The organism is Vibrio sp. UCD-FRSSP16_30 (assembly GCF_001676025.1).
In the GTDB taxonomy this organism is placed as follows: Bacteria; Pseudomonadota; Gammaproteobacteria; order Enterobacterales; family Vibrionaceae; genus Vibrio.
This window is the reverse complement of sequence record NZ_LZFW01000001.1, coordinates 185186-211451: the sequence shown is the minus strand read 5'-3', so window position 1 is coordinate 211451 and position 26266 is coordinate 185186. Positions and strand designations below refer to the sequence as shown.

22 protein-coding genes are annotated in these 26266 nt (G+C 43.0%); 14 read left to right on the top strand and 8 right to left on the bottom strand.

Annotation, left to right across the window (positions count from 1 at the left end):
* Nucleotides 1-6: 6 nt before the first annotated feature.
* A complete protein-coding gene (locus A9260_RS00915) occupies nucleotides 7-432 on the bottom strand; it encodes a DUF3305 domain-containing protein (protein ID WP_068695274.1) in 426 nt (141 codons plus the stop codon).
* A gap of 144 nt (nucleotides 433-576) precedes the next feature.
* Between A9260_RS00915 and A9260_RS00910 the strand changes: the two genes are divergently transcribed.
* The 6 genes from A9260_RS00910 to A9260_RS00885 are packed head-to-tail and all read left to right on the top strand — an operon-like array spanning nucleotide 577 to nucleotide 6107.
* On the top strand, nucleotides 577-1449 hold the full coding sequence (locus A9260_RS00910) for a formate dehydrogenase accessory sulfurtransferase FdhD (RefSeq protein ID WP_068695272.1): 873 nt from the start codon (nucleotides 577-579) through the stop codon (nucleotides 1447-1449).
* A gap of 59 nt (nucleotides 1450-1508) precedes the next feature.
* Nucleotides 1509-2309: a substrate-binding domain-containing protein gene (locus A9260_RS00905; RefSeq protein ID WP_197485304.1), complete on the top strand. Its 801-nt coding sequence runs from the start codon at nucleotides 1509-1511 to the stop codon at nucleotides 2307-2309.
* Nucleotides 2309-3007, top strand: coding sequence for an ABC transporter permease (locus A9260_RS00900; protein WP_068695268.1), 699 nt, complete (start codon nucleotides 2309-2311; stop codon nucleotides 3005-3007). The genes A9260_RS00905 and A9260_RS00900 overlap by 1 nt, the downstream gene beginning before the upstream one ends.
* A 12-nt stretch (nucleotides 3008-3019) precedes the next feature.
* Nucleotides 3020-3742, top strand: a complete 723-nt coding sequence (locus A9260_RS00895; RefSeq protein WP_068695266.1) for an ABC transporter ATP-binding protein — start codon at nucleotides 3020-3022, stop codon at nucleotides 3740-3742.
* A 1-nt stretch (nucleotide 3743) separates the two neighbouring features.
* Complete coding sequence (gene mobA / locus A9260_RS00890; RefSeq protein WP_068695264.1) at nucleotides 3744-4313, top strand: molybdenum cofactor guanylyltransferase MobA; 570 nt, start codon at nucleotides 3744-3746, stop codon at nucleotides 4311-4313.
* A gap of 3 nt (nucleotides 4314-4316) precedes the next feature.
* A complete protein-coding gene (locus A9260_RS00885) occupies nucleotides 4317-6107 on the top strand; it encodes a bifunctional molybdopterin-guanine dinucleotide biosynthesis adaptor protein MobB/molybdopterin molybdotransferase MoeA (protein WP_068695262.1) in 1791 nt (596 codons plus the stop codon).
* 91 nt (nucleotides 6108-6198) lie between these two features.
* Here A9260_RS00885 and A9260_RS00880 read toward each other — a convergent pair whose 3' ends face one another.
* Nucleotides 6199-7230: an HlyD family secretion protein gene (locus A9260_RS00880; protein WP_068695260.1), complete on the bottom strand. Its 1032-nt coding sequence runs from the start codon at nucleotides 7228-7230 to the stop codon at nucleotides 6199-6201.
* Nucleotides 7230-7691 carry a magnesium transporter gene (locus tag A9260_RS00875; RefSeq protein WP_068695258.1) on the bottom strand — a complete coding sequence of 154 codons (462 nt, stop codon included), beginning with the start codon at nucleotides 7689-7691 and terminating at the stop codon, nucleotides 7230-7232. Before A9260_RS00875 ends, A9260_RS00880 begins: the two co-directional genes overlap by 1 nt.
* 273 nt (nucleotides 7692-7964) lie before the next feature.
* Between A9260_RS00875 and A9260_RS00870 the strand changes: the two genes are divergently transcribed.
* The gene (locus A9260_RS00870; RefSeq protein WP_068695256.1) at nucleotides 7965-9629 is read left to right on the top strand and encodes an RluA family pseudouridine synthase; all 1665 of its coding nucleotides are present in this window, start codon (nucleotides 7965-7967) and stop codon (nucleotides 9627-9629) included.
* Nucleotides 9630-9679: 50 nt separating this feature from the next.
* On the opposite strand, the gene recQ is transcribed toward A9260_RS00870, so the two are convergent.
* The 3 genes from recQ to A9260_RS00855 form a co-directional block, all read right to left on the bottom strand.
* Nucleotides 9680-11887 carry a DNA helicase RecQ gene (gene recQ, locus A9260_RS00865; protein WP_068695254.1) on the bottom strand — a complete coding sequence of 736 codons (2208 nt, stop codon included), beginning with the start codon at nucleotides 11885-11887 and terminating at the stop codon, nucleotides 9680-9682.
* 115 nt (nucleotides 11888-12002) lie between these two features.
* The gene (locus A9260_RS00860) at nucleotides 12003-12368 is read right to left on the bottom strand and encodes a rhodanese-like domain-containing protein (RefSeq protein ID WP_068695252.1); all 366 of its coding nucleotides are present in this window, start codon (nucleotides 12366-12368) and stop codon (nucleotides 12003-12005) included.
* A 22-nt stretch (nucleotides 12369-12390) separates the two neighbouring features.
* On the bottom strand, nucleotides 12391-12684 hold the full coding sequence (locus A9260_RS00855; RefSeq protein WP_068695250.1) for a hypothetical protein: 294 nt from the start codon (nucleotides 12682-12684) through the stop codon (nucleotides 12391-12393).
* 371 nt (nucleotides 12685-13055) lie between these two features.
* Here A9260_RS00855 and artP point away from each other — a divergent pair, with 371 nt between their 5' ends.
* From artP to A9260_RS00820, 7 genes are all read left to right on the top strand, one after another.
* Nucleotides 13056-13784 carry an arginine ABC transporter ATP-binding protein ArtP gene (gene artP, locus A9260_RS00850; RefSeq protein WP_068695248.1) on the top strand — a complete coding sequence of 243 codons (729 nt, stop codon included), beginning with the start codon at nucleotides 13056-13058 and terminating at the stop codon, nucleotides 13782-13784.
* A 56-nt stretch (nucleotides 13785-13840) separates the two neighbouring features.
* Nucleotides 13841-14575: an arginine ABC transporter substrate-binding protein gene (locus A9260_RS00845; protein WP_068695246.1), complete on the top strand. Its 735-nt coding sequence runs from the start codon at nucleotides 13841-13843 to the stop codon at nucleotides 14573-14575.
* 1 nt (nucleotide 14576) lies between these two features.
* Complete coding sequence (gene artQ, locus A9260_RS00840) at nucleotides 14577-15266, top strand: arginine ABC transporter permease ArtQ (RefSeq protein WP_068695244.1); 690 nt, start codon at nucleotides 14577-14579, stop codon at nucleotides 15264-15266.
* Entirely contained in the window at nucleotides 15263-15934 is a 672-nt protein-coding gene (gene artM, locus A9260_RS00835) for an arginine ABC transporter permease ArtM (RefSeq protein WP_068695242.1), read from the top strand. Before artQ ends, artM begins: the two co-directional genes overlap by 4 nt.
* 210 nt (nucleotides 15935-16144) lie before the next feature.
* Nucleotides 16145-17809 (top strand): AMP-binding protein, encoded by a 1665-nt coding sequence (locus A9260_RS00830; RefSeq protein ID WP_068695240.1) that lies wholly within the window; start codon nucleotides 16145-16147, stop codon nucleotides 17807-17809.
* Nucleotides 17810-17987: 178 nt separating this feature from the next.
* On the top strand, nucleotides 17988-18338 hold the full coding sequence (locus A9260_RS00825) for a hypothetical protein (protein WP_068695238.1): 351 nt from the start codon (nucleotides 17988-17990) through the stop codon (nucleotides 18336-18338).
* 106 nt (nucleotides 18339-18444) lie between these two features.
* Nucleotides 18445-19035: a hypothetical protein gene (locus A9260_RS00820; protein ID WP_068695236.1), complete on the top strand. Its 591-nt coding sequence runs from the start codon at nucleotides 18445-18447 to the stop codon at nucleotides 19033-19035.
* Between the two features lie 196 nt (nucleotides 19036-19231).
* Here A9260_RS00820 and pbpC read toward each other — a convergent pair whose 3' ends face one another.
* Entirely contained in the window at nucleotides 19232-21409 is a 2178-nt protein-coding gene (gene pbpC, locus A9260_RS00815) for a penicillin-binding protein 1C (protein ID WP_082957153.1), read from the bottom strand.
* Nucleotides 21406-26007: an alpha-2-macroglobulin family protein gene (locus tag A9260_RS00810; protein ID WP_068695232.1), complete on the bottom strand. Its 4602-nt coding sequence runs from the start codon at nucleotides 26005-26007 to the stop codon at nucleotides 21406-21408. The genes pbpC and A9260_RS00810 overlap by 4 nt, the downstream gene beginning before the upstream one ends.
* Nucleotides 26008-26266: the final 259 nt, after the last annotated feature.

The following is a 26266-nucleotide window of genomic DNA, read 5'->3' as shown; positions in this document are numbered from 1 at the left end:
GAGAAGTTACTGACTAGCACGCCCTGCACCTTTGCGTTTTTTACGTTTATGTTCAATCAGTTCGCCATGTCGGGCTAAATACGCTTCCATCCAAATTTGCACCGCTAAAGGCAAATCGACCGACAACACCAAATAATCACCATCTAAAAAACTGCCCGCGACACTTTGTGAAACTGTCGCACTGACTAGGCTCAATTCTTCAATGGTGTTTTCCAGCACGATGAACAACTTGGGATTGTCAGAACTAAGGTTAAAGCGGTAGTCGGTGCGCTCATCTCTAAACAGCTGTATCTCAGCTTTGGTGCTTGAATCGTCATTAGAAGGGTCTAAAAATACCTGCTCAATTAACCACTGATAGGTTTGCCATTTAGATTTTTGTGTTTCATGTAGAATAATCTGACATCCAATTGGCCAATTATCTTCCGTTTTCATTAGTACCTCGTTAATCTAACTTATTATTATTTCGACAGTTCTACCTAGATCACGTCAACTTTGGTGAAACCCGTTACTATTGCTTTTGTCTATTGCCTTTTATGTATTGCAATAGACTGCTTTAGTATAGAAAAGGATAATTCGATGCCTCAAGCTCCCAACATCATTACGGTTGGTCAACCGCCTTCCCAAACTCAAACAGTGACCGTTTTTGATGAGTACGGTGAACCGCTACAAAAAGATATCGCCTGTGAATGTCCATTGACTGTGTTGCTCAATTGGCAAGAGATCGTCACCTTAATGACCCTAGGCTCTCACCCTAGCTCGTTAGTTCTTGGCTATTTAAAAAACCAAAGTTTCTTAACAGACCCTACCCAACTTGATTCGGTGTTCATAGATTGGGAGACCAACAGTGTGGCAGTGGTCACCAAAGAAAATACCGACTTCCTTGAAAAAGCCTTAAAAAAGAAGACCGTCACATCAGGTTGTGGCCAAGGCACTATGTACGGCAACGTCATGAAGAGCTTGCAGGATTACCAAGTTCCGCAAACCCGCATCAAACAAAGTGGCCTATATTCAACCTTAATGGCACTGACCCACTATAACGATACTTACAAAAAAGCTGGCGCGGTGCATGGCTGCGCTATTTGTCGCGAAGGAGAAGTAGTTTCTTTTGTCGAAGATGTTGGACGCCATAATGCGGTTGATACGCTGGCCGGCGAAATGTGGCTCAAGCAAGATACAGGCAAAGACAAAATCTTTTATACCACAGGGCGATTGACCTCTGAGATGGTGATCAAAGTCGCGCAGATGGGAATCCCTACCCTGCTATCTCGCTCTGGGGTGACACAAATGGGCTTAGAACTGGCGCAACAATTTGGCATAACCATTATTGCTCGTGCTAAAGGACTTCGTTTTCAGGTTTATCACGGAATGGATAAGATTGAATTCGATGGTAAGCCTTCCGAGAGCGATGCTCATCATAAGACTCATCACACAAACAAAAAGGACAAATAATCATGTTTCCTGCCTTCTTAAAGCGCACTTACAGCGCACGTTCTAGCTCACTACTGACAATGGCTTGCGCTTTCCTTTTGGCTTTAGGGGTTGCGGTGCCTGCGCACGCCGACTCTAAAACACTAAAAATGGCCACCACAACCAGTACCTATCACTCTGGTTTATTAGATTACCTGCTTCCTGAGTTTAAAAAAGACACCGGTTATGAAGTACAGTTATTAGTCACAGGCTCCGGTAAAGCACTTAAAATGGGCGAGATGGGCGATGTTGATATTGTACTGACTCACTCACCAAAAGCGGAGAAAGCCTTCTTAGATGCTCAGTTTGGTATCGATCCACATTCGGTTATGTATAACGATTTCATTATTGTTGGCCCCAAAAATAACCCGGCAAAACTCAGCAACGACGATAATGCTGTTCAAGGCTTAACTAAAATAGCCAAAAGTCAGTCTACGTTCATTTCTAGGGGTGACGACTCAGGTACTCACAAGAAAGAACTTTCTTTGTGGCAATCTGCCAACGTTAGCCATAACTGGTCAAACTATCGCTCTATTGGTCAAGGCATGGGCCCAACGCTGAATATGAGCTCTGAACTGCAAGGTTATACTCTAACCGACCGCGGAACATGGCTTGCTTACCAAGAAAAACTCGACCTTGCCATTTGGTTACAAGGCGATCCGGCTTTTTTCAATCGCTACCAAATTATTCGCGTGAACCCAGCACGTTATGAAGGGCTAAATGTTGAAGGCGCGAAAGCACTCAGCCAATGGATCATCGGTGAGCGAGCGCAAACTCTAATTAACCAATTTCAGGTGAAAGGACAAAAACTATTCACCGCTGACGCTAAAACGTCTAACTAATGAATATTGGTGATACCAGCATAGAAGCAGTTAAGCTGCTTCTAAGTTTTGACCCCGCGCTATGGAAGATAGTGTCTATCTCCTTTAGCGTGTCATTACTTGCCTTAGTTTTGTCTTTGTTACCTGCTATCGCCTGCGCCTTACTGCTGGCTTATGTGCCCTTTCCGGGGCGTTATTTTCTCACCTCCATCATTAACACACTGCAAGCTGTGCCCACGGTTGTGATTGGTCTTTTGCTGTATATGACATTGTCACGCTCAGGGCCATTAGGCGATTGGCAGTGGCTATTTACCCAAAAAGCCATGATTTTGGGGCAAATCTTAATTGCCATGCCGATTTTGATCTCCATGTTGCAAGCGGGCTTTCAAAGTGTCGATATGCGCAATGTTGAAACCTCAATTACTTTAGGCAAGTCTTACCCGCAAATTTTCAAAGCGTTAATGTGGGAAACCCGCTTTGCCTTGATTGCCGCAATCGTCACTGCATTTTCACGAATTGTCACAGAAGTTGGCTGTTCTATGATGGTGGGAGGAAATATACTGAGTCATACACGTAACATTCCTACGGCGATTGCACTTGAGAGCCAACGCGGCGCATTTTCCCAAGGCGTGGCATTAGGAATCGTACTATTGTTACTAGCATTGCTACTGAATTTTGTCTTAACCGCTTTACGTGGCCAAAGTCATCTACGAGTTTAGAGACGAGAATCAATGACTATACAATTAAGAGCTCGAGATTTATCAAAACGTTATGACGACCGGGTCTTGTTCCATATCCCTCACCTGCAAATCGGTCCTAATGACGCTATCTATCTAAAAGGTCAAAACGGCGTGGGCAAAACCACGCTGCTAAAAATACTCGCCGGACTCACCACACCCAGTGGTGGCACCATCAATGACTTTGAAATTTCCACCTTTCGCCGCCTGTTTCAGCGTAGGCTTTTTCGGGATGTGGTCTACTTACATCAATCCCCTTATATGTTTGATGCAAGCTTGTTAGATAACATTCGTTATGCACTGCCTTTTTCCGCTCAAAAAGGCCTGAATAGCCGAGCGCGAGCAATCAATGCTCTGCGATTAGTTGGGCTTGAATCACTGGCCGATGAGCACTGTTCGGTGCTCTCTGGAGGGGAAAAACAAAGACTGGCCATGGCGCGAGCGTGGATAGTCAATCCTTCCATATTACTGATGGATGAGCCAAGCGCATCACTGGATCTTGAGTCCACGCAAGGGATCATCACACTCGCCAAAGATCTATTAGATAGAGGGGCCAGTATTATCATTACCAGTCATCAACAAAACGGATTAACGGGTTTATGTGACACGCAATGGACAATCGAAAATCAAGGCATTACCGTCACACCTCACCTTAGAGTGATCGATGATAAATTAAAAAATATCGAACCTTTTACGCATAATAAATTAGGGAACTAACATGAATTCAATCAGCTGGGTTGTCCTTGCCGGAGGCCAAGCAACCCGTATGCAAGGGCAAGATAAAGGATTGGTAGAGCTTAACGATAAGCCGCTTATCGAATACGTTCTTGAGGCGTTGAAGACAGGCACAGATTCTATTTACATTAATGCCAACCGTTCACAACAGCGCTATCAACAATACGCCCCTGTGTTTTCAGATCACTATCAGGGGTTTGTTGGCCCTATGGGCGGCATTCACGCCGGGCTTACTCATGTAGATAGCGAATGGGTGGGGTTTGTACCCTGCGATTGCCCGCAAATATCCCCTAAGTTGATTGAACGTATGCAGCAGCAAATCAGCGATGATGATGAAATATTAGTCGCTCATGATGGTGATTATGTTCAGCCTGTATTTACCGTTTTTCGCCGCACTGTGCTTGAGCGATTACAGCAATTTCTTGATGACGGTGAACGAAAAATTATTTTGTTTTACGATCGCTGCAATACACGCCAAATTGACTTTAGTGACATCAAAGACAGCTTCGTCAACCTTAACTCTCAACAAGAATTACAAAAGTTTAAGAAGTAGCCTATGAAAACAATTTGTAATACCCCAATTTTGGGTTTTGCCGCTTTTAGTGGTACAGGTAAAACCACCCTTCTTGAAAAACTCATACCTAAATTGACAGATGCGGGTTTACGGTTAGGTGTGCTAAAACACGCTCACCACAACTTTGATATTGATCAGTCGGGCAAAGACAGCTATCGCTTGCGTAAAGCCGGCGCTACGCAAATGTTCATCAGTTCACGTTACCGAAATGCCATGATCACCGAAACCGCAGATGAAGAAGCGACATTTCATGATTTACTGATGAAGTTTGACCACCAGCAACTTGATCTTATTTTAATCGAAGGCTTTAAAAGCCAATCATTTCCTAAAATTGAGCTGCGCCGTCAAGAACTGCACAATCCTTGGATGCACCCAACAGATAACAATATCGTTGCCGTTGCCAGTGATATTGATTTCACCTGCGCACTGCCGACATTCAACATTAATGATTTAGACAGTATTAGCCAATTCATCATTGATGAAACATTGCATAAACCAACTGAGAAAACCGACAGCGCAGCCGCTTGTTGCGATGCCCTCTCTCCTGCTTTTCTATCAGTAGAGCAAGGCATTGAGCGTATTCTCAGCTCAGTAACAGAGATCGAAGGTAACAGCACTGTGCAAGTGGATCACAGCCTTCATTATATTCTGGCCAAAGACATCGTTTCGAGTATTAATGTGCCTCAGCATACCAACTCGGCAATGGATGGCTACGCGATTCGTGATGAAGACGTTGCGCTAGATAAATTTGAACTGGTTGCCGAAGTGATGGCAGGTCAAAGTTACCCGCATCCGCTAAAAGCCGGTGAAGCGGTTAAAATCATGACTGGCGCACCGGTGCCTAACACTGATACTAGCAACGGCGCGACGGTGATAATGCGAGAGCAATCCGCTACGTTAAGTGATGGCGACAAAGAGTTTGTCACTTTCAATGGCGCAGCCATTACCGCAGGACAAAATGTACGAGCGGCAGGAGAAGATCTCGCGATTGGACAAAACGTCTTTAATGCAGGCAGCAAAATTGGCGCAGCTGAAATGGGCATGATCGCCTCTCTTGGGATTAACGATTGCCTAGTTAAACGCAAACTTAAAGTCGCTATTTTTTCAACTGGTGATGAGGTGCAGCACCCAAGCCAACCGCTACAAGAAAACTGTATTTTTGACTCTAATCGCTACGCATTAATGGGGCTGTTAAGTCCACTTAATTGCGAAATTATCGATTTAGGCATCTTGGAAGATGATCATCATATCATTGAACAAGCTATTTCTGAGGCAGCAAAAACCGCGGACTTAGTGTTAACCACTGGCGGCGTTTCTGTTGGCGATGCGGATTACATTAAAGATGTGCTTGAGCAAAAAGGGAACATCGATTTTTGGCGTATTAACATGCGTCCCGGTCGCCCTCTGGCCTTTGGCACTATTGGCAATACACCCTTTTTTGGTCTACCCGGTAATCCTGTAGCGACTATGGTTTCATTCATTAATTTTGTTGAGCCCGCCATTCACAAAATGCAAGGTGAAGCCCATTGGAAACCAACCAAGCTTCGCGCAATTGCCAGTGAATCTCTGCGCTCTCGTCATGGCCGAACCGAGTTTACTCGCGGTATCTATCAGCTCAATGAGCAAGGTCAGTTGGTGGTTTCATCCACAGGAAAACAAGGCTCAGGAATTTTGCGATCCATGAGCGAGGCAAACTGCTTAATAGAAATTGATCCTTTATATGCAAAAGTAGAAGCCGGTGAATTGGTAACCATTATTCCGCTTAAACTTTAAATAAGTCGCTAATTGATAAATTCGATTTTCAATAATAAAAAGGCGCTAATATTAGCGCCTTTTGGTCGTTCTATACTATGCATCTGCCCCGCTATAACGCGCTTAGATAAGACTTTAGAGATTTTAATCGTACCGTTGCGCCACCGATAATATCCATGAAACCAAGCATTGGATGAGGTTTAGCCGCCGAGACCCATGCTGAACCTTTAGCGCCAATAGGAATGGTGTAACCTTTTGGCTCTTCAAATTCGATGATAACCGTACGACCGTGAGCACCTGCGTTACTACCAACATGTTGATTGACACTTTGCGCACCGTTTTTCACTGAAACCATCGCCTCACCAGTACCACTGGTAATACTATGAACTTTACCGCGAAATACCTCTCCTGGGTGGGAATTAACATAAAACTCAGCAAACTGACCAACTTTGAGATAACGATAAGTTTGGTCGCTAACTCGCATCTCCATAAACTTCTTATCAGTATCATAAATATGCATGTTACCCGTACGAGTTCCTTTAGAGATATTCACTACCCCAATCTGCCCATCAAACGGTGCAACAACTTGATTCATTTCGCTTTCCCACTCGTTTTCAGATATTTGTGCTTTTATAGTGGCAATTTCTGCCTCTAATTCTGATAACTGAGAGTAGCCTTGTTGTATGCTATTTCTGACTTCATCTCGTTCTGCCTGACTGCTATATTCTCTTAATTTTATCAGGCGTGCCATTGTCGTTTCATCAGTCTTAATTTGTGTGCGAGTGGCATCAATTTGGTGGTTTAACGCTCGAATTTGTGACTCTAAACCTTTGATTTGTTCCACCGAATCAGTAGATTCCAGTGTATACAGCAAGTCACCTTTTTTAACAATTTGGTTATGAGTCACATGCACACTTTCTACTTTTTGCCCAACCAATGGGCTTAACACCGCGTGGGGCGCTTTGACTGTACTACTATCCGTCAAATCAACAGGGGCCCAAAAACGACTCACTGTAAATAAAGACATTGCGATAAATACACCAAATGAAGCCATTAGCGTTGCATTGCGAAGGTTCCATTTGATCACCCCAGTTTTAACCAAGATCCACATGATGAATACATAAGGAAGCATAATCTCTTTCATTATTTATTCTCCTGTGTCACAACCGACTCTTTTTCAACACCGCGACGAATTACACGACTTAATGAGTTGCCAATCATATCCCAGCGAGTAAAAGCGATCACAATCGCCAACACCCACCATGTCTTGCTAATAAACAAACCACATAATGAAAGGGCAAATACAATGTTGGTATGAGCACTTTTTCTATGCTCACTTTCATGCACAGCGACTTCATGTAATTGCCACAATAGATAACTGACATAAGCAAAAATGGAGAGCGTAACCACAAAGATTAATCCCATAAAGATTTCGGAATTAAGCAGATTTATAATGGAAGGGTTACCATCGACAAATTCAGACTCCGGCATGGTTTTGCCATGGATACTGGATAAGGTAGAAAAAAATAATGAGGTTACGGCCACAGCGCCGATCACCCCAGCCGCTTTTGTTATCCACTTAATAATGCCAAATAGTCTCTTCATCACACACTCTCTTTATTATCGAACAGGCTGACAGTGACTACGCCCATGAAATATCGCCAATTTGTGGCTTATTTCCTCCCTTCGTCGTAATCGCCGTTACAAAGAAACAATAGAAAATTGTATGCTTTATCACCAATCACTTATTTTAATACCTGATATGCGTCGCTCGAATAACATTATCTTCTATATCTACAGTGGCAGTTACGCGCGTGATTCAATACAATCGCCTTATCTGCACAAGCGCATCTAAAGTATCTGAGGCAACGTTACCCCATGAGCATCGACCCACTATTCACCCACTTTGAACCCGCCTTATCAAAACAAGGGTCGAACTACTCTTTACCTGAGCGATTTACCTATCCTTTTTATTATGAACCTCACCCTTTGAGCGTGATGGCTTCAACGCAGTTGCAACAAACGTTGCAAGCGAATCCTGACTTTTCTTCATTTACTAGAGGGAAAATGTTTGGGGTTCTGGTGGTTAAAAACACCCAAGGAGAACTGGGGTTTTTGTCCGCCTTTTCTGGAAAAATCAATGACAGCAATCACCATCAAGGCTTTGTGCCACCAGTGTATGACATGCTTGAAGAAGGCAGTTTTTACCGTGGTGAACTTGATGAGGTGACTCAGATTTCCAATGAGATTAAAGCGTTTGAATCAAAGTCGAATATTGATGTTTTAAAGCAGCAATTCGCGCAAATTTCAAGTGATGCCACACAGCAAATAACGCAGCTTCAAGCCGAGATTGCCGAGAGCAGAAAAGAGCGTAAACAGCAAAGAATGCATGGGCAACAAACCCTTTACTCAGCTGACTTTAGCGCCCTAGAAGCCGACCTTGCCAAACAAAGTGTGGCGCAGAAAAACCAGTTAAAATGGCTCAAAAAAGAGTGGGCAGATAAGCAGGACATTGTTAAGCATCAAATTCAAGAGATTGAAACTGCGCACAGCGAATTGCGCCAACGCAGAGCCACCCGCTCTAATCAGCTGCAGCATAAGGTGTTCGCCCACTATGCTTTTTTAAACGCCAATGCTGAGCGACAAGATCTCAATCAAATATTTGCCAATACCGCCTATAAGGTGCCACCAGCAGGCGCAGGAGAATGCGCCGCGCCTAAACTGCTGCAATATGCGTACCTCAATCAATACACCCCCATAGTGCTAGCAGAGTTTTGGTGGGGACCGTCACCAAAATCTGAAATACGCAAACACCAACAGTTTTATCCCTCATGCATGAGCAAATGCCACCCTATTTTGTCACATATGTTGCAAGGGTTAGAGGTAGATCCAAATCCACTACTGGAAAACCCAGCAAAAGATAAACCACTGCCTATCGTGTATGAGGATGAACACATTGTGGTGGTCAATAAGCCGGAAGGATTTTTATCAGTACCGGGACGCCATATTCAAGATTCAGCCTTTCATCGTATAATCCAAATGTATCCTGATGCTGAAGGGCCTTTTGTATTGCACCGTTTAGATATGGCTACCTCTGGTCTATTGGTCTTTGCCTTAACCAAACGCGCTAATAAGCACCTGCAAAAGCAGTTTATTTCTCGTGAAGTGAAGAAACGCTACGTGGCATTAATTGATGGGGAGCTGACACAAAACGAAGGGCAAATAGCACTACCTTTGTGCGGCGATCCGTATGACAGACCAAGACAAATGGTCTGCTATGAACAAGGTAAGCCATCGCTAACCCACTACCAATTAATCGAAGTTATCGACGGTAAAACGAAATTATTTTTGTATCCAGAAACAGGACGTACACACCAACTGCGAGTGCACTGTGCTCATAAAGATGGTCTGAACATGCCTATGATTGGCGACACTTTGTATGGAAACAAAGACGTGCGCCTATTCTTGCATGCCCAACAATTAAGCTTCAGCCACCCAATTACCCAGCAATGGATGACCTTTGAGACAGATATTCCGTTTTAATAGACTAGCCTAGCCTAGCAAATTTTAAATCCCTTGTTACTAGTTCAAAATTACCCCATCAAAGTCGTCACTTGCTGTTGATATGCAAAATGACTGACAACACATCGCAATGTGGCGTAATCGTATTTGCTAGCAAAATGTTCAAATAAAGGTTTGAGTTTGTACTCTGTGAGGGTATTGAGTTGCTTAATCGCAAGCTCAAACTCTTCTAATTCTGCCGGTTCAATATCAACTACTTGCGCTAACTGGCATACGCCCAGTTCAATGGCTGAGGCCAAATGGCTCATGACGGTATTTAAGGCAATGCCACGCTGCGTGGCAATTTGCTGTGCGTCTTGGCATTGTAAAAATAATTCAACCGAAGTTTGCTCCGTTGCGCTAAGTGCCGGTTTAGCTTTCGGTTGCTGGCTCATCAATTCAACAATAGCCTCACCATATTTAGCCACTTTGGCTTCACCAAAACCAGATACTTCTAATAACGCAGTTAGGCTATCTGGACGCTTTAGCGCTATATCAGCCAAACTAGCATCATGACAAATAACATAAGCGGGAACGTTTTGCTCTTTAGCAAGGCTTGCTCTTAGCTCACGTAATTTTTCAAACAACTCGGAGTCTTGAGCAGATAAGGAGGCGCTTTTTTTCGCAGCACTGCTCTTTTTCTTGGTGCTCTTTCTTAGCTCTCTCAACTCGATATGTTGCTCGCCTCTCAACACGGCGCGGCATTGCTCTGTCAGTTTTAAATTGTTGTACATCCCTTCAACGGTCAGATAATTCATGGCGATTAATTGGCGAAATACCCCTTTCCACTGCTCTGCGGTAAGCTCTGTACCAATGCCGAAAGTGGATAATGTGTCATGGCCAAAGCGTTTGATTTTTTCATCAGATTTACCCAGCAGAACATTCACCAAATAAGTAACGCCAAATCGCTGCTCGGAACGATACACTGTTGATAATGCTTTTTGCGCCGCTTGAGTACCATCCCATGTTTTAGGCGGGTTTAAACAGTTGTCGCAATTACCGCAAGGCTCAGCAAGAGTTTCGCCAAAATACGATAACAATGTTTGACGGCGACAAGAACTCAACTCGCAATAGCCAAGTAGTGCGTTGAGTTTACCCACTTGAATCTGTTTATATTGCTGATTGCCATCAGAGTTTTCCACCATCTGCTTTTGCATAACCAAATCTTGCAGGCCATATGCCATCCAAGCATTGGCAGGCGCTCCGTCTCGCCCTGCACGCCCTGTTTCTTGGTAATAGGATTCGATACTTTTTGGTAAGCTCAAATGCGCCACAAAACGAACATCTGGCTTATCAATCCCCATACCAAAGGCAATAGTGGCAACAATAATGACGCCGTCTTCACGTAAAAAGCGTTGCTGATTTTGATTTTTTTGATCAACTGGCATTCCGGCATGATAAGGCAGAGCCAATCGCCCTTTATCCGCTAACCAAGCCGCTGTTTCTTCCACTTTCTTTCGAGACAGGCAATATACTATGCCCGCATCTTGAGGGTGGTGTTGCTCAATGAAATCCCACATTTCGTGCTTGGCATTGGCTTTTTCACTGACGTGGTAACGAATGTTTGGACGATCAAAGCTGTGAACAAAAACCTTAGCATTAGACAGTTGCAGTTGACTGATGATCTCTTGTTTTGTTCGCTCATCTGCGGTTGCAGTAAGTGCAATTCGCGGCACGTTAGGAAAACGTTGCGGCAGAATCGACAGCTTTTGATATTCGGGTCTAAAATCGTGTCCCCATTGACTCACACAGTGCGCTTCATCAATCGCAAACAGAGATAAATTGGCTTGCTCCAATAGGTTGAGCGTTCTTTCCATCAATAGGCGTTCAGGAGACACATACAAAAGTTGTATTTCCCCTTGCATTACTGACGCTTCCACTTCGAGTTGTTCATACTGATCTTGAGTGGAGTTTAAAAAGGCGCACGCTACACCCACTTGTCTTAACGCATCAACTTGATCTTTCATCAAGGCAATCAGTGGCGAAACCACCACCCCAACACCGCTGCGTACAATGGCCGGAATTTGATAACAAATGGATTTACCACCACCGGTTGGCATTAACGTCAGGACATCTTGCCCTTCAACAATGCTATCAACAATGGCCTGTTGTTGGTGACGGAAATGATCATAACCAAAGACGTTTTTTAAAACCTCTAAAGGTTGAGGCTTATGGCTGTTTGAAGCATCTGTGTCTGAAACATGGTTTTTTGAAACATCGGTGTTTGAAAAGTGGCTCAAGGCTTTGTATCCAAATGACGGGTGATTTAAAAAGGATAGTGATACAAGACAAAAGCCACTGTTGGAATTAGTACTAAATTAATCAAGCTCGTTTGATATTGCGAGTTTAATCAAGTTACTTAGGCTCTACCTGTCTCATTTCTTGTAATCCGCCTCCATTATGCACGTGTTTATAGCCTTCGGTTAGCAATAATTGCTCGGCATTAGCGGAGCGATTACCACTTCGACAATACACCACCACATGATCACCTTTGTTTAAAAATGACAAGTCCGTTTGAGACAATTCAGAGACCGGAATATTAATGGCATTGTCTAAATGCCCCGCGGCAAACTCTTGTGGCGTTCTGACATCAATCACTACTGCGCCCTGCTCTACCCATTGCCAAGCCGTCTGCGCTCGTTCACTTGCTAATGCCGTGCTTGATAGAAAAGACAGTAATAGAGGCAATAAAAGTGCTAATAATCTAAAACGTTTAATCATGCTGACCTTAATATTAAGTTTGTTAGTAGATTTCCATCATCCAAGACCCGAGCTTTTTCTCTTTCCACAGTTCAATAATGATAGGTTCTAGAGCCACAATAACGCGCTGAAAATCTTCAGGGGTCTTGTTGTCATTAAACCAACCATTAATGGCATCAAGATTAAACGCCAGTTGTTTTAAGTTGCCAGAGTTAGTTAATAGCTCTTCACCATTGCTGCTTTGCTGCTGCTCAGTCAGTTGAATACTCGATTCAAAGTATTGATCGGCTGCGCGATAGAGATTCCAATCGTCACCGCGAGTTGCAATAAGACGCATGCTTGTCACCTGTCATTAATAATTAAAAACCAATAACAACACATTGCGAAATTTACGCATAGGAGTTACCTCACATTTACTTATACAAAGGCGAAACAAATGCTCTTTCTCTATTACATTATTGGTCAATATCCTGCATCGAAAATCAAAAACAGCCTTCATTCAAAACCAATAGTAAACAATGTGTATATTGCGGGATATTTAGGCATATAATTAACCTAATATCACCATTATATAAGCGCACTTTCACTTGCCATTGATTCATAACTAGGCGAACACGCCAATTTATCCGTTTTTTTATACATTTTATTTGCATAAACAATCAGAATTGGTACTATGCCTTTGTACGAGATTTAGGACAGTTTTTTAGCATGAGTATTCAAGTCAATCAGATCAATAAGTTCTACGGTGATACGCAAGTACTGCACGACGTAAGCTTCAAGTGTGAGAAAGGCGACACCTTAGTTCTACTGGGCCCAAGTGGCGCAGGTAAGAGCTCATTACTGCGTATACTAAATTTGTTAGAAAACGCAAACAGCGGCAGCCTAACGGTTGCTGACATGGACTTCGATTTTTCAAAGGGCTTGACCGAAAAAGAAGGTCTGCACCTAAGAAAGAAAGTGGGCATGGTCTTTCAACAATATAATCTATGGCCGCACATGACGGTGATAGAAAATCTAATCGAAGCACCTGTGCGCGTAGCAGGCATATCTAAGGCATCTGCAAAAAAAGAAGCAATAAAGATCCTAGATATGTTGCAACTTGCCGATAAAGCACAGGCTTGGCCACTGCAATTATCTGGTGGACAACAACAACGTGTTGCCATTGCACGAGCTTTAATGATGAAGCCTGACGTATTACTGTTTGATGAGCCAACAGCGGCTCTCGATCCAGAAATCACCTCTCAAGTTGCTCACGTTATTAATAACCTTAGTGAAACGGGTATTACTCAAGTTGTTGTTACGCATGAAGTTGAATTTGCACGCAAAGTCGCCAGTCATGTTTTGTATTTAGAGGACGGAAAAGTAGTGGAAAATGGCACCAAAGAAGTGTTTACTTCGCCAACGACACAAAATTTTTCCGACTACCTTACACACTAATTTTAAGCCTTAAGACGCTGTCAGTTGTTGGCAGTGCAGTTTTTGGAGAAACACAAATGAAGAAGATTTTACTAGCATCACTGATTGGCCTGACATCTGCTCACGCAATGGCCGCTCAACAAGAAATTAAATTTGTTATGGAAGCGACTTACGCGCCTTTCGAATACGTTGATGCAAACAACGAAATTCAAGGTTTTGACGTTGATTTGGCGAACGCTCTATGTCAACAAATTGACGCTAAATGTACCTTCCACAATCAATCATTTGATAGCTTAATTCCTGCTCTTAAATTCAAACGTTATGATGCAGCTATCTCTGGTATCGACATCACAGCAGCACGTCAAGAACAAGTAAGCTTCACTCAACCTTACTACGATAACTCAGCTGCATTTGTTGCAATCAAAGGCAAACTTGAGTCTCAAGCTGCGCTTAAAGGCAAACGTGTTGGCGTACAAAACGGTTCTACACACCAAGCATACTTACTTGAACAAGTGAAAGGCGCAACGGCTGTTCCTTACGCGAGCTACCAAGATGCATTCATTGACATGCAAAATGGCCGTATCGATTCTGTATTTGGTGACACCGCTGTTGTGGCTGAATGGTTCAAGAAAAACGACAAGCTTAGCTATGTTGGCGACCAAGTAACTAACAAAGAATACTTTGGTAACGGTTTTGGTATCGCAGTCAATAAAGACAACCAAGCGCTAGTTGACCAATTAAATGCAGCTCTAAAAACTGTAAAAGAAAACGGCGAATACAAAGCCATTTTTGAAAAGTACTTTGGTAAGTAATATGGAGTTAACGGGTTACTCCGCTTCTCTAGCACAAGCAAGTTGGACTACGGTCCAACTTGCTTTTGTCAGTTTATGCGTCGGCTTAATTTTGGCAGTATTGTTTGCCTGTGGTGAGATGTCTCGCCAAAAATGGCTCTCTTGGCCAACGATTCTTTTCGTTACCATAGTTCGTGGTCTGCCTGAACTGCTTGTTGTACTGTTTATTTTCTTTGGTTCCACCCAAGTGATCTTTTTAATCACTGGGGACTTTGTTGATATCAGCCCATTTATTTCTGGCGTAATCGCGCTAGGGCTTATTTTTGCCTCTTATGCTTCACAAACGATTCGCGGCGCACTAAAAGCGGTGCCAAGTGGTCATATAGAAGCGGCAAAAGCATTGGGACTGGGCAAAACCAGAACCTTTATTAAGATTGTATTACCGCAAGCGGTACGTCATGCCATGCCTGGCTTGATGAACCAATGGTTGGTGTTATTAAAAGATACCGCTCTCGTTTCGTTAATTGGTGTGACCGATTTAATGAAACAAGCGCAATTGACCTCAGCGACGACACACCAAGCGTTTACTTGGTATGCAACGGCGGCGGTGATTTATCTTGTGATTACGATTATCACCCAAAAATTGGTTAAAATTATCGAAGCTCGCTTCTCGATTCAAGAAGCCTCTATGGGTGCAGGTACTAAAGCATGACATCAGAACATTTTTACCAAATGCTTGACGGCTTGATGACTAGCTTACATCTGACCGTGGTGTCTCTGGTTGTTGGTTGTTTTCTTGCACTGTGCATGACGCTCACGTTGATCCTGCGTACTCCAATTGTGCACTGGCTGAGCCGTGGTTTAATCACTCTTTTTACGGGCACTCCCCTATTAGTTCAAATCTTTTTGATCTATTACGGTCCCGGTCAATTTGAAGTGATTAGAAATAGCTTTTTATGGGATTGGTTAAGCCAACCTTGGTTCTGCGCAATGCTTGCATTAGCGCTCAATACCGCAGCCTACAGTACGCAATTATTTAAAGGGGCGTTCAATGCCATCCCATCAGGGCAATGGCAAGCATGTCGCGCTTTGGGTATGAACAACTGGGCAAGCCTTAGAGTATTACTGCCATTTGCGATTCGCCGGGCAATTCCTGCGTATTCTAATGAAGTAATTTTAGTGTTCAAAGGCACATCACTTGCCAGTACCATTACGATCATGGATGTGATGGGTTACGCACAACGAATTAACGCGCAAACCTACGATACCTTAACGGTATTTGGTATTGCCGGAGCATTCTATCTAGCGGTCAATGGATTATTAACCATCTTGCTTCGCCGATTAGAACGTAAAGCATTAGCCTTTGAGAATGTTCGCTAACCGCTCATCCTCTTAAATAAAAATACATATACAAGTAAGGGTCAGATATTTTTATCTGACCCTTTTTTATCTTTACTGGCTCGTGAATGTCGTTATCTCTGTTTATTTAATCGACAAACGCACGCTTAGGGATAGAGATATGTACTAAGTTCGCCCATCAAGCGCAATAATCAGTTAAAATCAGTGTATGTAACACATCAGAGAATCCCGATGAGCACTGAAAATAAGCCTTGGATATCAAGCTATCCGAACGATGTACCCGAATTTATAAACACTCAGCAATATAACAATATCAATGAGATGTTTAAAAAGCCCTTTAATGATTTTGCAGATAAAACCGCCTTCATTAATATGGGACATTCGTTGACCTATCGTGAACTTAATGAAAAAAGTGACGCATTTGCCGCTTACCTTCAATGTGAACTAAAAGCGAAAAAAGGCGATCGGATTGCTCTGATGATGCCAAACCTTCTGCAATACCCCATTACTATTTTAGGTGCTTTAAAAGCTGGCTTAGTGGTGGTTAACGTTAATCCTTTATACACCCCAAGGGAGCTTGAGCATCAATTGCGAGATTCTGGGGCAACCATCATTGTCGCCGTCACCAATTTTGGCGACAGCTTGCAGCAAGTGATCAGCCGAACCAGTCTCAAGCACGTTATTTTAACCAGTATTGGGGATGCACTTGCGCCGCACAAACGTACCTTAGTTAACTTTGTGGTGAAGTACGTCAAAAAAATGGTCCCTAAATTTCATCTACCTGGTGCTATCTCTTTACGCCGTGTACTTACCGAAGGAAAGCGTCTCGATTTTAATCCGCCCGTTATTGAACATGATGACTTGGCCTACCTGCAATATACAGGTGGCACTACAGGCTTGGCCAAAGGTGCCATGCTGACTCATAAAAATGTCATCGCAAATGTGCTACAAGTGTTTGCTCATTTTGGTCCACGTACCGCCAAAGAAAATGAATACGCGGTCACCCCTCTTCCCCTTTATCATATTTTTGCTAACTCTGTGAGCATGATGCTGATGATGTATATGGGTGCCACAAACCTCTTGATCACCAATCCAAGAGATTTGAAAACCTTTATCAATGATTTAAGTAAATATCCATTTACCATGATTTTTGGTCTCAACACCCTGTTTGCCGCCCTTAACAATAGTGCCAAATTTAGAGAACTGGATTTCTCACATGCCGAATTTACTATTGCAGGCGGCATGCCAACACAAAAGCACACCGCAGATGAATGGCAAAAAATTACAGGTATGCCAATTATCGAAGGCTATGGTCTAACTGAATGTTCACCAGTGGTTGCCGGTGGCGTTCATACTCAGCAGCAATACGTGCCAGCTGTAGGAGTGCCACTACCAAGTACTGAACTGAGAATTGTCGACGAAGATGGTTTACCTCTGGAAGTAAACCAAATAGGCGAAATTCAAATTCGTGGCGAACAAGTTATGCGAGGTTATTGGAAACAAGAAGCAGAAACTCGCGCAGTATTGACCGATGATGGTTGGCTAAGCTCTGGTGATATTGGTCGAATGGATGAAGACGGCGTGTTTTATATTGAAGATAGGAAGAAGGACATGATTTTAGTGTCAGGCTTTAATGTCTTCCCGACCGAGATTGAAGAAGTGGCCACACTGCACCCTAGAATCGTTGAGGCCGCCGCGGTCGGTGTCTCTGACGATATCGCCGGTGAGCGGGTTAAACTGATTGTTGTGACTAATGGCGCAGTCAGTGTCGATGAGATTAAAAAGCATTGCAGACAACATCTTACGGGCTACAAAATCCCTAAAGTTATCGAATATAGAGATGATTTACCCAAAACAAATGTAGGCAAAATATTGCGCCGAGAGTTGCGTGATTAACGTTTTATTTAATCACTTAACAGCGTAACTAACTTCAGTTTACCAATATAGGCCAAGTCATCATCACTTTGCCTATTTTTAACTTTCACTTTTTATTTCACTAAGCCCACATTATTAACTCCGTGGTTTTAGCACGCTCATTCTTATATACTGAGCTTCTTTCAAAGGAATACCCATTATGGAAATGATCATTGTTTCATCTGAGCAGCAAAAACGCCTTATCATGCTGTTTATTCGCAAAAAAGCTTCAATGTCAGATAAAGCACTGATAAAAAATCTTGATGCTCATCAGATCAATTCATCGGTTTACCCTGCTTTTAAGCAAGCATCTGATCTGCGTGTCGAGCGTATTTTACTGCCTTTCTATGATGAGAAAAGCGCAAAACTTGAAGGCGGAGATTTCCTCTACCGCTACTTATCGAAAGGCTATATCTGCTTAGGTAACTACACTGGTGAACCAAAGCCTGATTTAACGCCTTGGGGTGTACGCTCTGTGCGAATGCTGCCTAAAGTTGGTTTTGGTCTGTAACTCATATTGTTCAAGCCATTTATTGACCAAGCAGCTTTTCGATCAAGCAGCTTATCGACCAAACACCTACTGTAATATTAATATCACGCGACAGGACCAATAGATAATGAGTGATTTAACTCCTCAACAAGAGCAAGCCATTGCCACATTTAAAACCAGTATGCATTTTCCTGGTGATGGGTTTCATGCCTTGATTATCGATCTGTGCAAAACTTATCAATTGTCATTTCAGAAAGTGCGTAAAGTGCTGATGAGTACTCAAAAAGCGGTAGAGAAAAAGATTCGTCATCAATTTGATGACGTAACTGCTGATGATCTGACTCAACAAGCTTGGCTTGCCAATGTGCACCGTCAGCTTAAAGATCTTGAAAGTGACAATGTAACCCCAATACAAACACTGCAAGGCAATGCCCGGTATATAAAAGCCACTTCTGTTATTGATGCAGGCATTACCACAGAAGATGTGCGAGAAGCTGTATTAGAAGATTTGTTTCTTGCTTACGAGAAAGTGGTCTTTAAACCGTTAGCGTCGATGCTGCACACTACCCCATTGTATTGGAAGTTAATGCGCGCAGAGGAAGTTTCGGTAATGACCGATGAATACCGTTTACTGTTTAGTGATTACCCACATCACATGCAAGTTACCGCTCAGATTTTTAAACTCGATCAAAGCGTTAGAGCTCTTACTTTAAATTAGATTTAAAGCGGTCTTTCATTAGTCTGTGTGGCATGAATGCCACAGTGAAGCCATCAAGGATGATTTCACGGCGTCTTGTGGAGATGATGTACATAATAGGACGATAAGTGTTCACCCTAGTCTGTGAGGGTAATGAAAGACCGATTTGTTTTATACGTTATTAGTTTTTGATAGCCGAGTTTTAGTTGACCATGCTCTAATTGACAGTAATTTGAACCTTAGCGCAGGTGTAATCATTACATGCTTTTATCTGATGCGCGCCAGACAGTGATTTTGCCTCAATCTGGTTCTCTACAATCTTGCCATCTAAATACCAACGCACGTCCTCAGTGGATGCTTTAAGGGTTAATATTTGTCCTTTATACGGATAAATATAACTGCCATCTTGTGGCTGAATAATATCGATAAAGTGTTTGGATTGTGAATGTTCTTTTCGCCATGAAAGAAGCTCTTGTGGCCAAAGATTAGCTCGCGACAAATGTTTATCTCGGCGTAGCGTTCTTGGAGTCACACCATCAATCGTCCACGCCTCTTTTTTCTCAATACAGTGCTCCTTTGCCACCATGGTTGAAGCTAAACCACTTGGCCAACAAATCGATTGTTGAACAACATGATGCGGTTTTGTGACTTCACTTTTATCTTGTGGCAATAAATCAAACACATCAAATAAAAACGGCGCTGCCATCGTGGCGCCCGTTTGCCCAACATACGGTGAACCATCAGGTCTGCCTATCCACACTCCTACGGTATAATCATTACTGGTGCCGATTGCCCATGCATCGCGATAGCCAAAACTGGTTCCCGTTTTCCAGCCTATTTTGCGTCCATATTTTGCACGAGGTCTATCTGGGGCGCGTACATCTTGCAAAATTCGCCTTGTTATCCATGCACTTTCTGCGCTCAGTAAACGAGCCTGTTGCACCTCATCGGATTGACTTAATCTAGGCTTCACTGCAATGCCTTGGCGACTTAATGCGGTGTAATACATCACCAATTCACGTAGCGTAGAACCGCCGCCACCTAATACTACCGTCAGATTCATATCAGCTAAACGCAATGAAGAACCGAGCACTTGCATCTGCTTGACAAATTTAGGCACTCCTAACTGATCCAATAAATACACCGCAGATAGATTTTTTGAGCGTTGCAGTGCTTCACTGGCTGAAACCGTGCCTTGGAAGTGTTTATCAAAGTTCTGAGGCTTGTAATTATCAAACTGCATCGGAATATCCAGCAGTAAACTTTCAGAGTGGATAAGCCCCTCATCTAACGCCCTACCATACACAAACGGCTTTAACGTTGAGCCTGGTGAGCGCACCGCTTTGGTCATATCCACATGACCAAAACTGCGTTTACTGTCCATATCCAACGAACCTTTATAAGCAATCACCTTGCCAGTTTTGTTTTCCACTACCATAACCGCAACCGATAGTGCCTCAGACATTTCATTAAATCGCTGTTTTACGATGCCATCAATATTGTGTTGTAGCTCATTGATAATAAATGTTTTTAGCTGTTTTTCACTGTTCGGCTTCCCTGTGGCATGTGAATCAACAGAAGCATGGAATTTCAACTCTCTTGCCAATAAAGGCACTTGGCGTTTAATCGGCAAGCGACCAGCAAGCACCTTTTCCTGCTTAAGCAATTGGTATTCTTGCTCAGTGAGCATGTTGTCGTTAATTAGGCGTTTGAGGACCTTATTGCGCGCAACTTGCGCTTTATCTGGGTGCCTATCTGGACGATAGATACTGGGCCTTTGCGGTATGACCGTTAACAAGGCCGCTTCTGAAATGTTTAAGTTTTTGGCTGACTTACCAAAGTAACGCTGACTGGCCGCTTCCACCCCTTCGATATTGCCCCCCATTGGAACATGAGTAAGATAAAGATTGAGTATTTGCTGCTTACTATAGCGCTGCTCTAATTGAAGCGCGCGAAATACTTGGATTAATTTTCCGCTATATGAGCGATCGATAGGATACAAAATCCTTGCCACCTGCATGGTCAAGGTCGAACCGCCAGAAACAATGTGCCCATAACGGACGCGCTGATAAGCCGCTCTCAACAATGCGCTAAAGTCGACGCCTATATGAGAATAAAAATGACGGTCTTCATAAGCTAATAGCGATTTGAGATAAATCGGTGATACATCCTTTGTTTCAATGGGCGTTCGAAATATCCCTCTGTCATCAGCAAATTGGCGCAGAGTATCGCCTTCCACAGATAGCACATTCACCGCCATACTTTTTGTTGTCGGCTCTGGCAGTGGCAAGTACAGGTTCAGTACTTGCCAAAGAACATACACCGCCACTATAGCGCTGACCATGATGGACAGAACCATAGTAGTGATGTTTTTAAACGAGATAGGCCTCATCATTTAATACTGATACTACGAGTAAAGCCGGGCTGATAGATAAAACGCTCTGGCGCGTACATATCCTCGATGAACACATTTGGTACCTGCGACACACCCTTGGTTTCAGCGCGCAAAACATAATAGAAGGTGTACACCCTATGTTTACTGATACCTAAAGCCGCCACATAACGGTCATTGCGGAACTCTTGCATCTCGACATCACTGGATATGAAATTAAGAGACTCTAATAGCTCTTCAGAAGCAGTAAACTGCGGATCTTCTAATACCATTCCTGCTGGTAAATAATCCACTAGCATGGCTCTGTCTATATTCTCCTCAAGATGCACACTGATACGAGCAATGATGCGATCCCCAACATGCAATTGAGCGCGACTTAGGCTATTCCCTTTTACATCAAAATAAGCACGGCTGACATAATCAAAGTCGACTGAGCTATCCAGACTGTCAGGATCGGCGTAGCCATCAATTGATTCCGTCACATAAATAGGCTGAGCGGTATCATTGTTGAATCTATCCCCTAATTTCATGGTCAACGCTTTACTTGCTCGTATTTGGTGACCATTTTGACTGACTTTCACCGGATGTTGATTCAACGCTTTAAGTTCAAAGCCTGCCTTTGCCAGCGCGTACTTTTCTTGAGTACTGAAATAGCTTCGGCTATTAAGATCTTCAAATATCTCTTTTGCCGAATCAATTCGCATTTTGTTTAACTTGGCGTTAATCGGCCCTAGTTTCTCTAACTCACTGACTATAGAAACAATTTTGGCATTCGATGAAATCTCTGAATCATAATAGTTGTTTTCGCCATATCGAAAATAACGGCTGTTAACGCGATCAAAGTAACGCTTACTGGTACGCATATCGCCTAAACGATAAAATGCGGCGCCTAAATAAGCATTGCTCAAGCTATTTTTAATATGCAGCTCTTTGAGATAGGTTTTTGCATCTGAAAAACTCAGTAATCCTTCACGGCTTAGTACATAACCTACATAAGCTTTGTCTGCATCTGATTGATCATCATCGTACAGGTATTCATGTAAACGCTTGATAAGCTTATCCATCACCGCTTTATTAACCAAGTTAGGATGAAGCTCTCTCACATCAAACAAGAAGCTTGCTACATAAGCGGTTAACCACGCTTCTTCATTAGAAATTCGTCCCCATAGACCAAAGCCACCGTTGTTATTTTGGTAATAAGTTAAGCGCATGACCGCGCGCTGCAACATATCAATATCGCTACGATCATCTAACACTTTCTGCTTCATCGGTGACAATGAACTGTCATCTAATAACCACGGGTAAGCGGTACTGGTGGTTTGCTCAACACAGCCATAAGGGTAACGGAACAAGCCTTGCACAAACGCCGTTGGCTCAATTTCTGGCACATGGCTAAAGGAGATTGCGCTCATGCCTTGGTCCACAGGCAATACACCTTGCCATTGCGCTTCGGTCACGCGCAGAACATCACCGGAATTCAAAACCCGAGTCGATTTCTTAGTAATATAAGGCGATGGTGAACGTACTGGCACGCGCCAGCTTCGCTCAATGCTGTAATTTTCACTGTCTACTGATAAGTATAAATTTGCCATCGCAGTCATATTGCCGACCATAACCGGTACTGGAAAACTCGCTTTCTCACCAGGGGCTAAGGTTAACGTTTTCGAGCTGTTTCCAGCCAGTTCAACGCCATCTTCTGCCGCCATCACTAAATTAATACGTTGTGTCTTTTGGGTTTGGTTAGAGGCTTCCACCATCACCTGACTTTGACTGTTGGTTGCAAAGAATCTAGGTACGGACAGCTCTGCCACAATGGGCGCACTCACGGTCACATCTTGAATTTTCTGACCAAATTTATTGCCATCAAATACCGTTGCCACCATTTGCACTTCGCCATTGTAATCAGGCACATCCAATGAGATATCCGCTTCACCTTTACGGTTTAGTTTTACTGCAGGCAACACCGTATTAAATGTTTTACTTTCCACCAAATTATCGGCAGGTTTTGCGCTGTTTAAATCTTCATCACCGCCATAACGATGACGAATGAACGCCGAAGGACGAGATTCAAACTGTCTTGAATATAGATCGATGACATCCGCACCTAAACGTTTATGACCATAAAACCAATCAAAGACATTCGGCACTTGGTAACGAGCCATGTTAATGATGCCTTTATCAGCAACCGTTAACACCACATAAGCGTTGCTAAGATCTTGCTTGCTATCAACCTTGACCTTAATATGCTGCGTGGTAAATGGTTCTAGTTTTTGTGGCGCTTCAATGCTGACATTTAGCTTGCGATGACCACGATAAAGCCTCACTGGCGCGACAGATAACGAGCGTTGTACATACGATTTTTCGGCATTGACTAAAGTGCCAATCAAGTACAGATCATGACGTTCTAAATCATTAGGGATTTTAATTCTGACCTTTTTTGTTCCCTTCACCATCACTGTTTTATGCTGATAAGTTTTATCACCCACCAATTCCAATGACACTAAGCCATCAATAGGGGAAGTAATGCTGACGCTAATATATTCGCCCGTTAGGTAATCTTGTTTATCCAGTTTCATTGCCAGTTGATCGGGCTTAACCGGAATTTGTGTATCGCCATCATTCCAACCTGCATAGAAAGAATAAACTGTGTGTTGCCCACTTGGTGCGGTAGCGGTTACGCGGTACTCGCCCCATTCCACAGGAACGGTAAGCGTATTTTGCTTGTTATTGACTTTGACTGTTTTAGATTCAACGACTCGCCATCTATCATCGCGACGTAAATCCCAGCCAGAACTTTGATTAAAGACCCAATAATAACCACCTGCATTACGCTCTACTTTGATGGTCACATTGCCAGCAAGCGCCTTGTCACCGGTATCGTTAAGCAACAATAAACCAAACTTAGTATCCTCAAAATAGCCAACATCTTCTCTAGCAGGTCTTAAACCCACAATGGATTTACCATTAGACACAAGCACGCGTTTTACGCGAGTGGTGGTCGCACCGCCAGTCTCAAACAGTTGATTATTGGTGGTCAGCATCGCAGGTCCATCTAATGAATCGCTGTCCACAGCACTGAGTGTAAAGTTTGCCGTACCTTGCTTATTTAAGTTTATATCCAAAGATTTTGGCGCATTACGAGAGGAAATATAATGATCATTCCCCACATAATATTGACTGAATTTACCGGAAAAATGCTCGACAGACCTCAAAGTAGAACTGATGGTAAGCTTATTACCATCGGCAACCTGACCGTATAAATAACGACCACTTGCCTGTCCCTCAATCGGAGAATCGGTCGTAATTACTGACGGAAAAGTCATGCTTAAATCCATTCTTTCTGGCACAAATTCTGCGACATTAAAATTGAATGTACCAATGGCTTTAGTTGACGTTTTATTCGCTAAGATGGTCGCGCTCCATTTACCTAATTTGGCTGAGGCAGGAATATCGAAGTCAAAGCTAAAAAAACCCGGTATTGATTGTTCGATGGTGCGCGAGATAGCTTCTTTACCATCTGGGGTTACTACTTTAATAAATACCGATTTGATGGCACTTAACGCACCAGATTCTTTACGAATCAAAATATTTAACGGCACATTTTCTGAAGGTTTAAACAGATTACGGTTAGAAAAAACAAAACCATTCAATGGTTTATCTTTTTGACCTGCGACGTCAAAATCTGACAAATCCAGAGGCACTTCTTTCATCGGTAACACCGCCATGCCCTGCTTGCTTTCTATGACAAACACATCTTCACTAGAGCGCTTGTTGTAGTCAAACTGAGCAAAGCCATTGCGTAAACTTATCGTTTTGCGTATTCCGTCTTGCCCAATTACGCTCACTTTTGCCGAGGCTAATGGACGATTATTAGTCAGGTCCACTGCTTGTAGTGATACTTTGCTGGCAAATATTTTGGCTTGCACACCAATATCTGAAAGCAAAACATGGAAGATAACTGGGCTATCAAATGAGTTCGTTGGTTTAATGGCCACGATATACCAACCATTAGCCAACTCATCAGGTAGAGTGAGATTAGAAACCACTGATTGATTTTGTTTAGAAGGTGCAAATTTGAAACTTAAATCCGTTTGATGGGTGAAGTTTTTTCTAAGGCGCTGCGCTGACCAATTGCTTAATTGCTGGGAATAAAAATAATCGGCAAATAGATTAGGCGTGTCATCAACTCGATAGACAGACATTAACGCGCCGGTCGCATTAACACTTTCAATCGGGATGCCTCTATCGCCTGAGGCATTAATAAAAGGACCTTGCCCTAATACTCGCACCGACGGTGAGGATTCACAAATATTGATGTACTCGACTTGATCCAACAAGCCTCGCGCAATACCCGTTAACGAGATGCCATACTCACCTACACCATAATCGTCAATAGCGAATGACTGATAGGTTCTATCCGCGGATAAAATCCAAGACGTTTTAATGGATTTACCGTCTTTAATGACAGGGATATCCAGAGCGCGATGCACCGCTCCATCCAAACTAACCACCACACTGGTTTGTCCGTTGATTTTACCTTCAGTTACATTAGTCACTGATACCGCGAAAGCTTGGCTCGCAAAGCTTAAAACGCATAACATACTGAAAAGCCTAACTAATAGCTTAACATTCCCTTTCATACTCCACCCTTATACAATTCACCCAATTTCTATTCATAGGATAAATGATTGATTTGTGGTTTAAGTAAGTAATCGGTCAATTAGATGTGATGATTTGATGGGGATTTTAGAGGAAAATACTGTTTTCCTGACATTAGAAAGCGCTATATAAGACAAATACAGGTGATTTATAAGCACTTAATATACGGTTGGTTTCTTATTGATTTGGCGGGTAGTAAAC

Coding starts and splice junctions, on each gene's coding strand:
- A9260_RS00885 (WP_068695262.1), top strand. CDS start 4,317: ATGAAAACAATTTGTAATACCCCAATTTTGGGTTTTGCCGCTTTTAGT.
- artM (WP_068695242.1), top strand. CDS start 15,263: ATGACATCAGAACATTTTTACCAAATGCTTGACGGCTTGATGACTAGC.
- A9260_RS00845 (WP_068695246.1), top strand. CDS start 13,841: ATGAAGAAGATTTTACTAGCATCACTGATTGGCCTGACATCTGCTCAC.
- A9260_RS00895 (WP_068695266.1), top strand. CDS start 3,020: ATGACTATACAATTAAGAGCTCGAGATTTATCAAAACGTTATGACGAC.
- A9260_RS00875 (WP_068695258.1), bottom strand. CDS start 7,691: ATGAAGAGACTATTTGGCATTATTAAGTGGATAACAAAAGCGGCTGGG.
- A9260_RS00870 (WP_068695256.1), top strand. CDS start 7,965: ATGAGCATCGACCCACTATTCACCCACTTTGAACCCGCCTTATCAAAA.
- A9260_RS00915 (WP_068695274.1), bottom strand. CDS start 432: ATGAAAACGGAAGATAATTGGCCAATTGGATGTCAGATTATTCTACAT.
- artP (WP_068695248.1), top strand. CDS start 13,056: ATGAGTATTCAAGTCAATCAGATCAATAAGTTCTACGGTGATACGCAA.
- A9260_RS00880 (WP_068695260.1), bottom strand. CDS start 7,230: ATGAAAGAGATTATGCTTCCTTATGTATTCATCATGTGGATCTTGGTT.
- A9260_RS00825 (WP_068695238.1), top strand. CDS start 17,988: ATGGAAATGATCATTGTTTCATCTGAGCAGCAAAAACGCCTTATCATG.
- A9260_RS00860 (WP_068695252.1), bottom strand. CDS start 12,368: ATGATTAAACGTTTTAGATTATTAGCACTTTTATTGCCTCTATTACTG.
- artQ (WP_068695244.1), top strand. CDS start 14,577: ATGGAGTTAACGGGTTACTCCGCTTCTCTAGCACAAGCAAGTTGGACT.
- A9260_RS00810 (WP_068695232.1), bottom strand. CDS start 26,007: ATGTTATGCGTTTTAAGCTTTGCGAGCCAAGCTTTCGCGGTATCAGTG.
- A9260_RS00820 (WP_068695236.1), top strand. CDS start 18,445: ATGAGTGATTTAACTCCTCAACAAGAGCAAGCCATTGCCACATTTAAA.
- A9260_RS00910 (WP_068695272.1), top strand. CDS start 577: ATGCCTCAAGCTCCCAACATCATTACGGTTGGTCAACCGCCTTCCCAA.
- A9260_RS00855 (WP_068695250.1), bottom strand. CDS start 12,684: ATGCGTCTTATTGCAACTCGCGGTGACGATTGGAATCTCTATCGCGCA.
- A9260_RS00905 (WP_197485304.1), top strand. CDS start 1,509: ATGGCTTGCGCTTTCCTTTTGGCTTTAGGGGTTGCGGTGCCTGCGCAC.
- A9260_RS00830 (WP_068695240.1), top strand. CDS start 16,145: ATGAGCACTGAAAATAAGCCTTGGATATCAAGCTATCCGAACGATGTA.
- mobA (WP_068695264.1), top strand. CDS start 3,744: ATGAATTCAATCAGCTGGGTTGTCCTTGCCGGAGGCCAAGCAACCCGT.
- pbpC (WP_082957153.1), bottom strand. CDS start 21,409: ATGATGAGGCCTATCTCGTTTAAAAACATCACTACTATGGTTCTGTCC.
- A9260_RS00900 (WP_068695268.1), top strand. CDS start 2,309: ATGAATATTGGTGATACCAGCATAGAAGCAGTTAAGCTGCTTCTAAGT.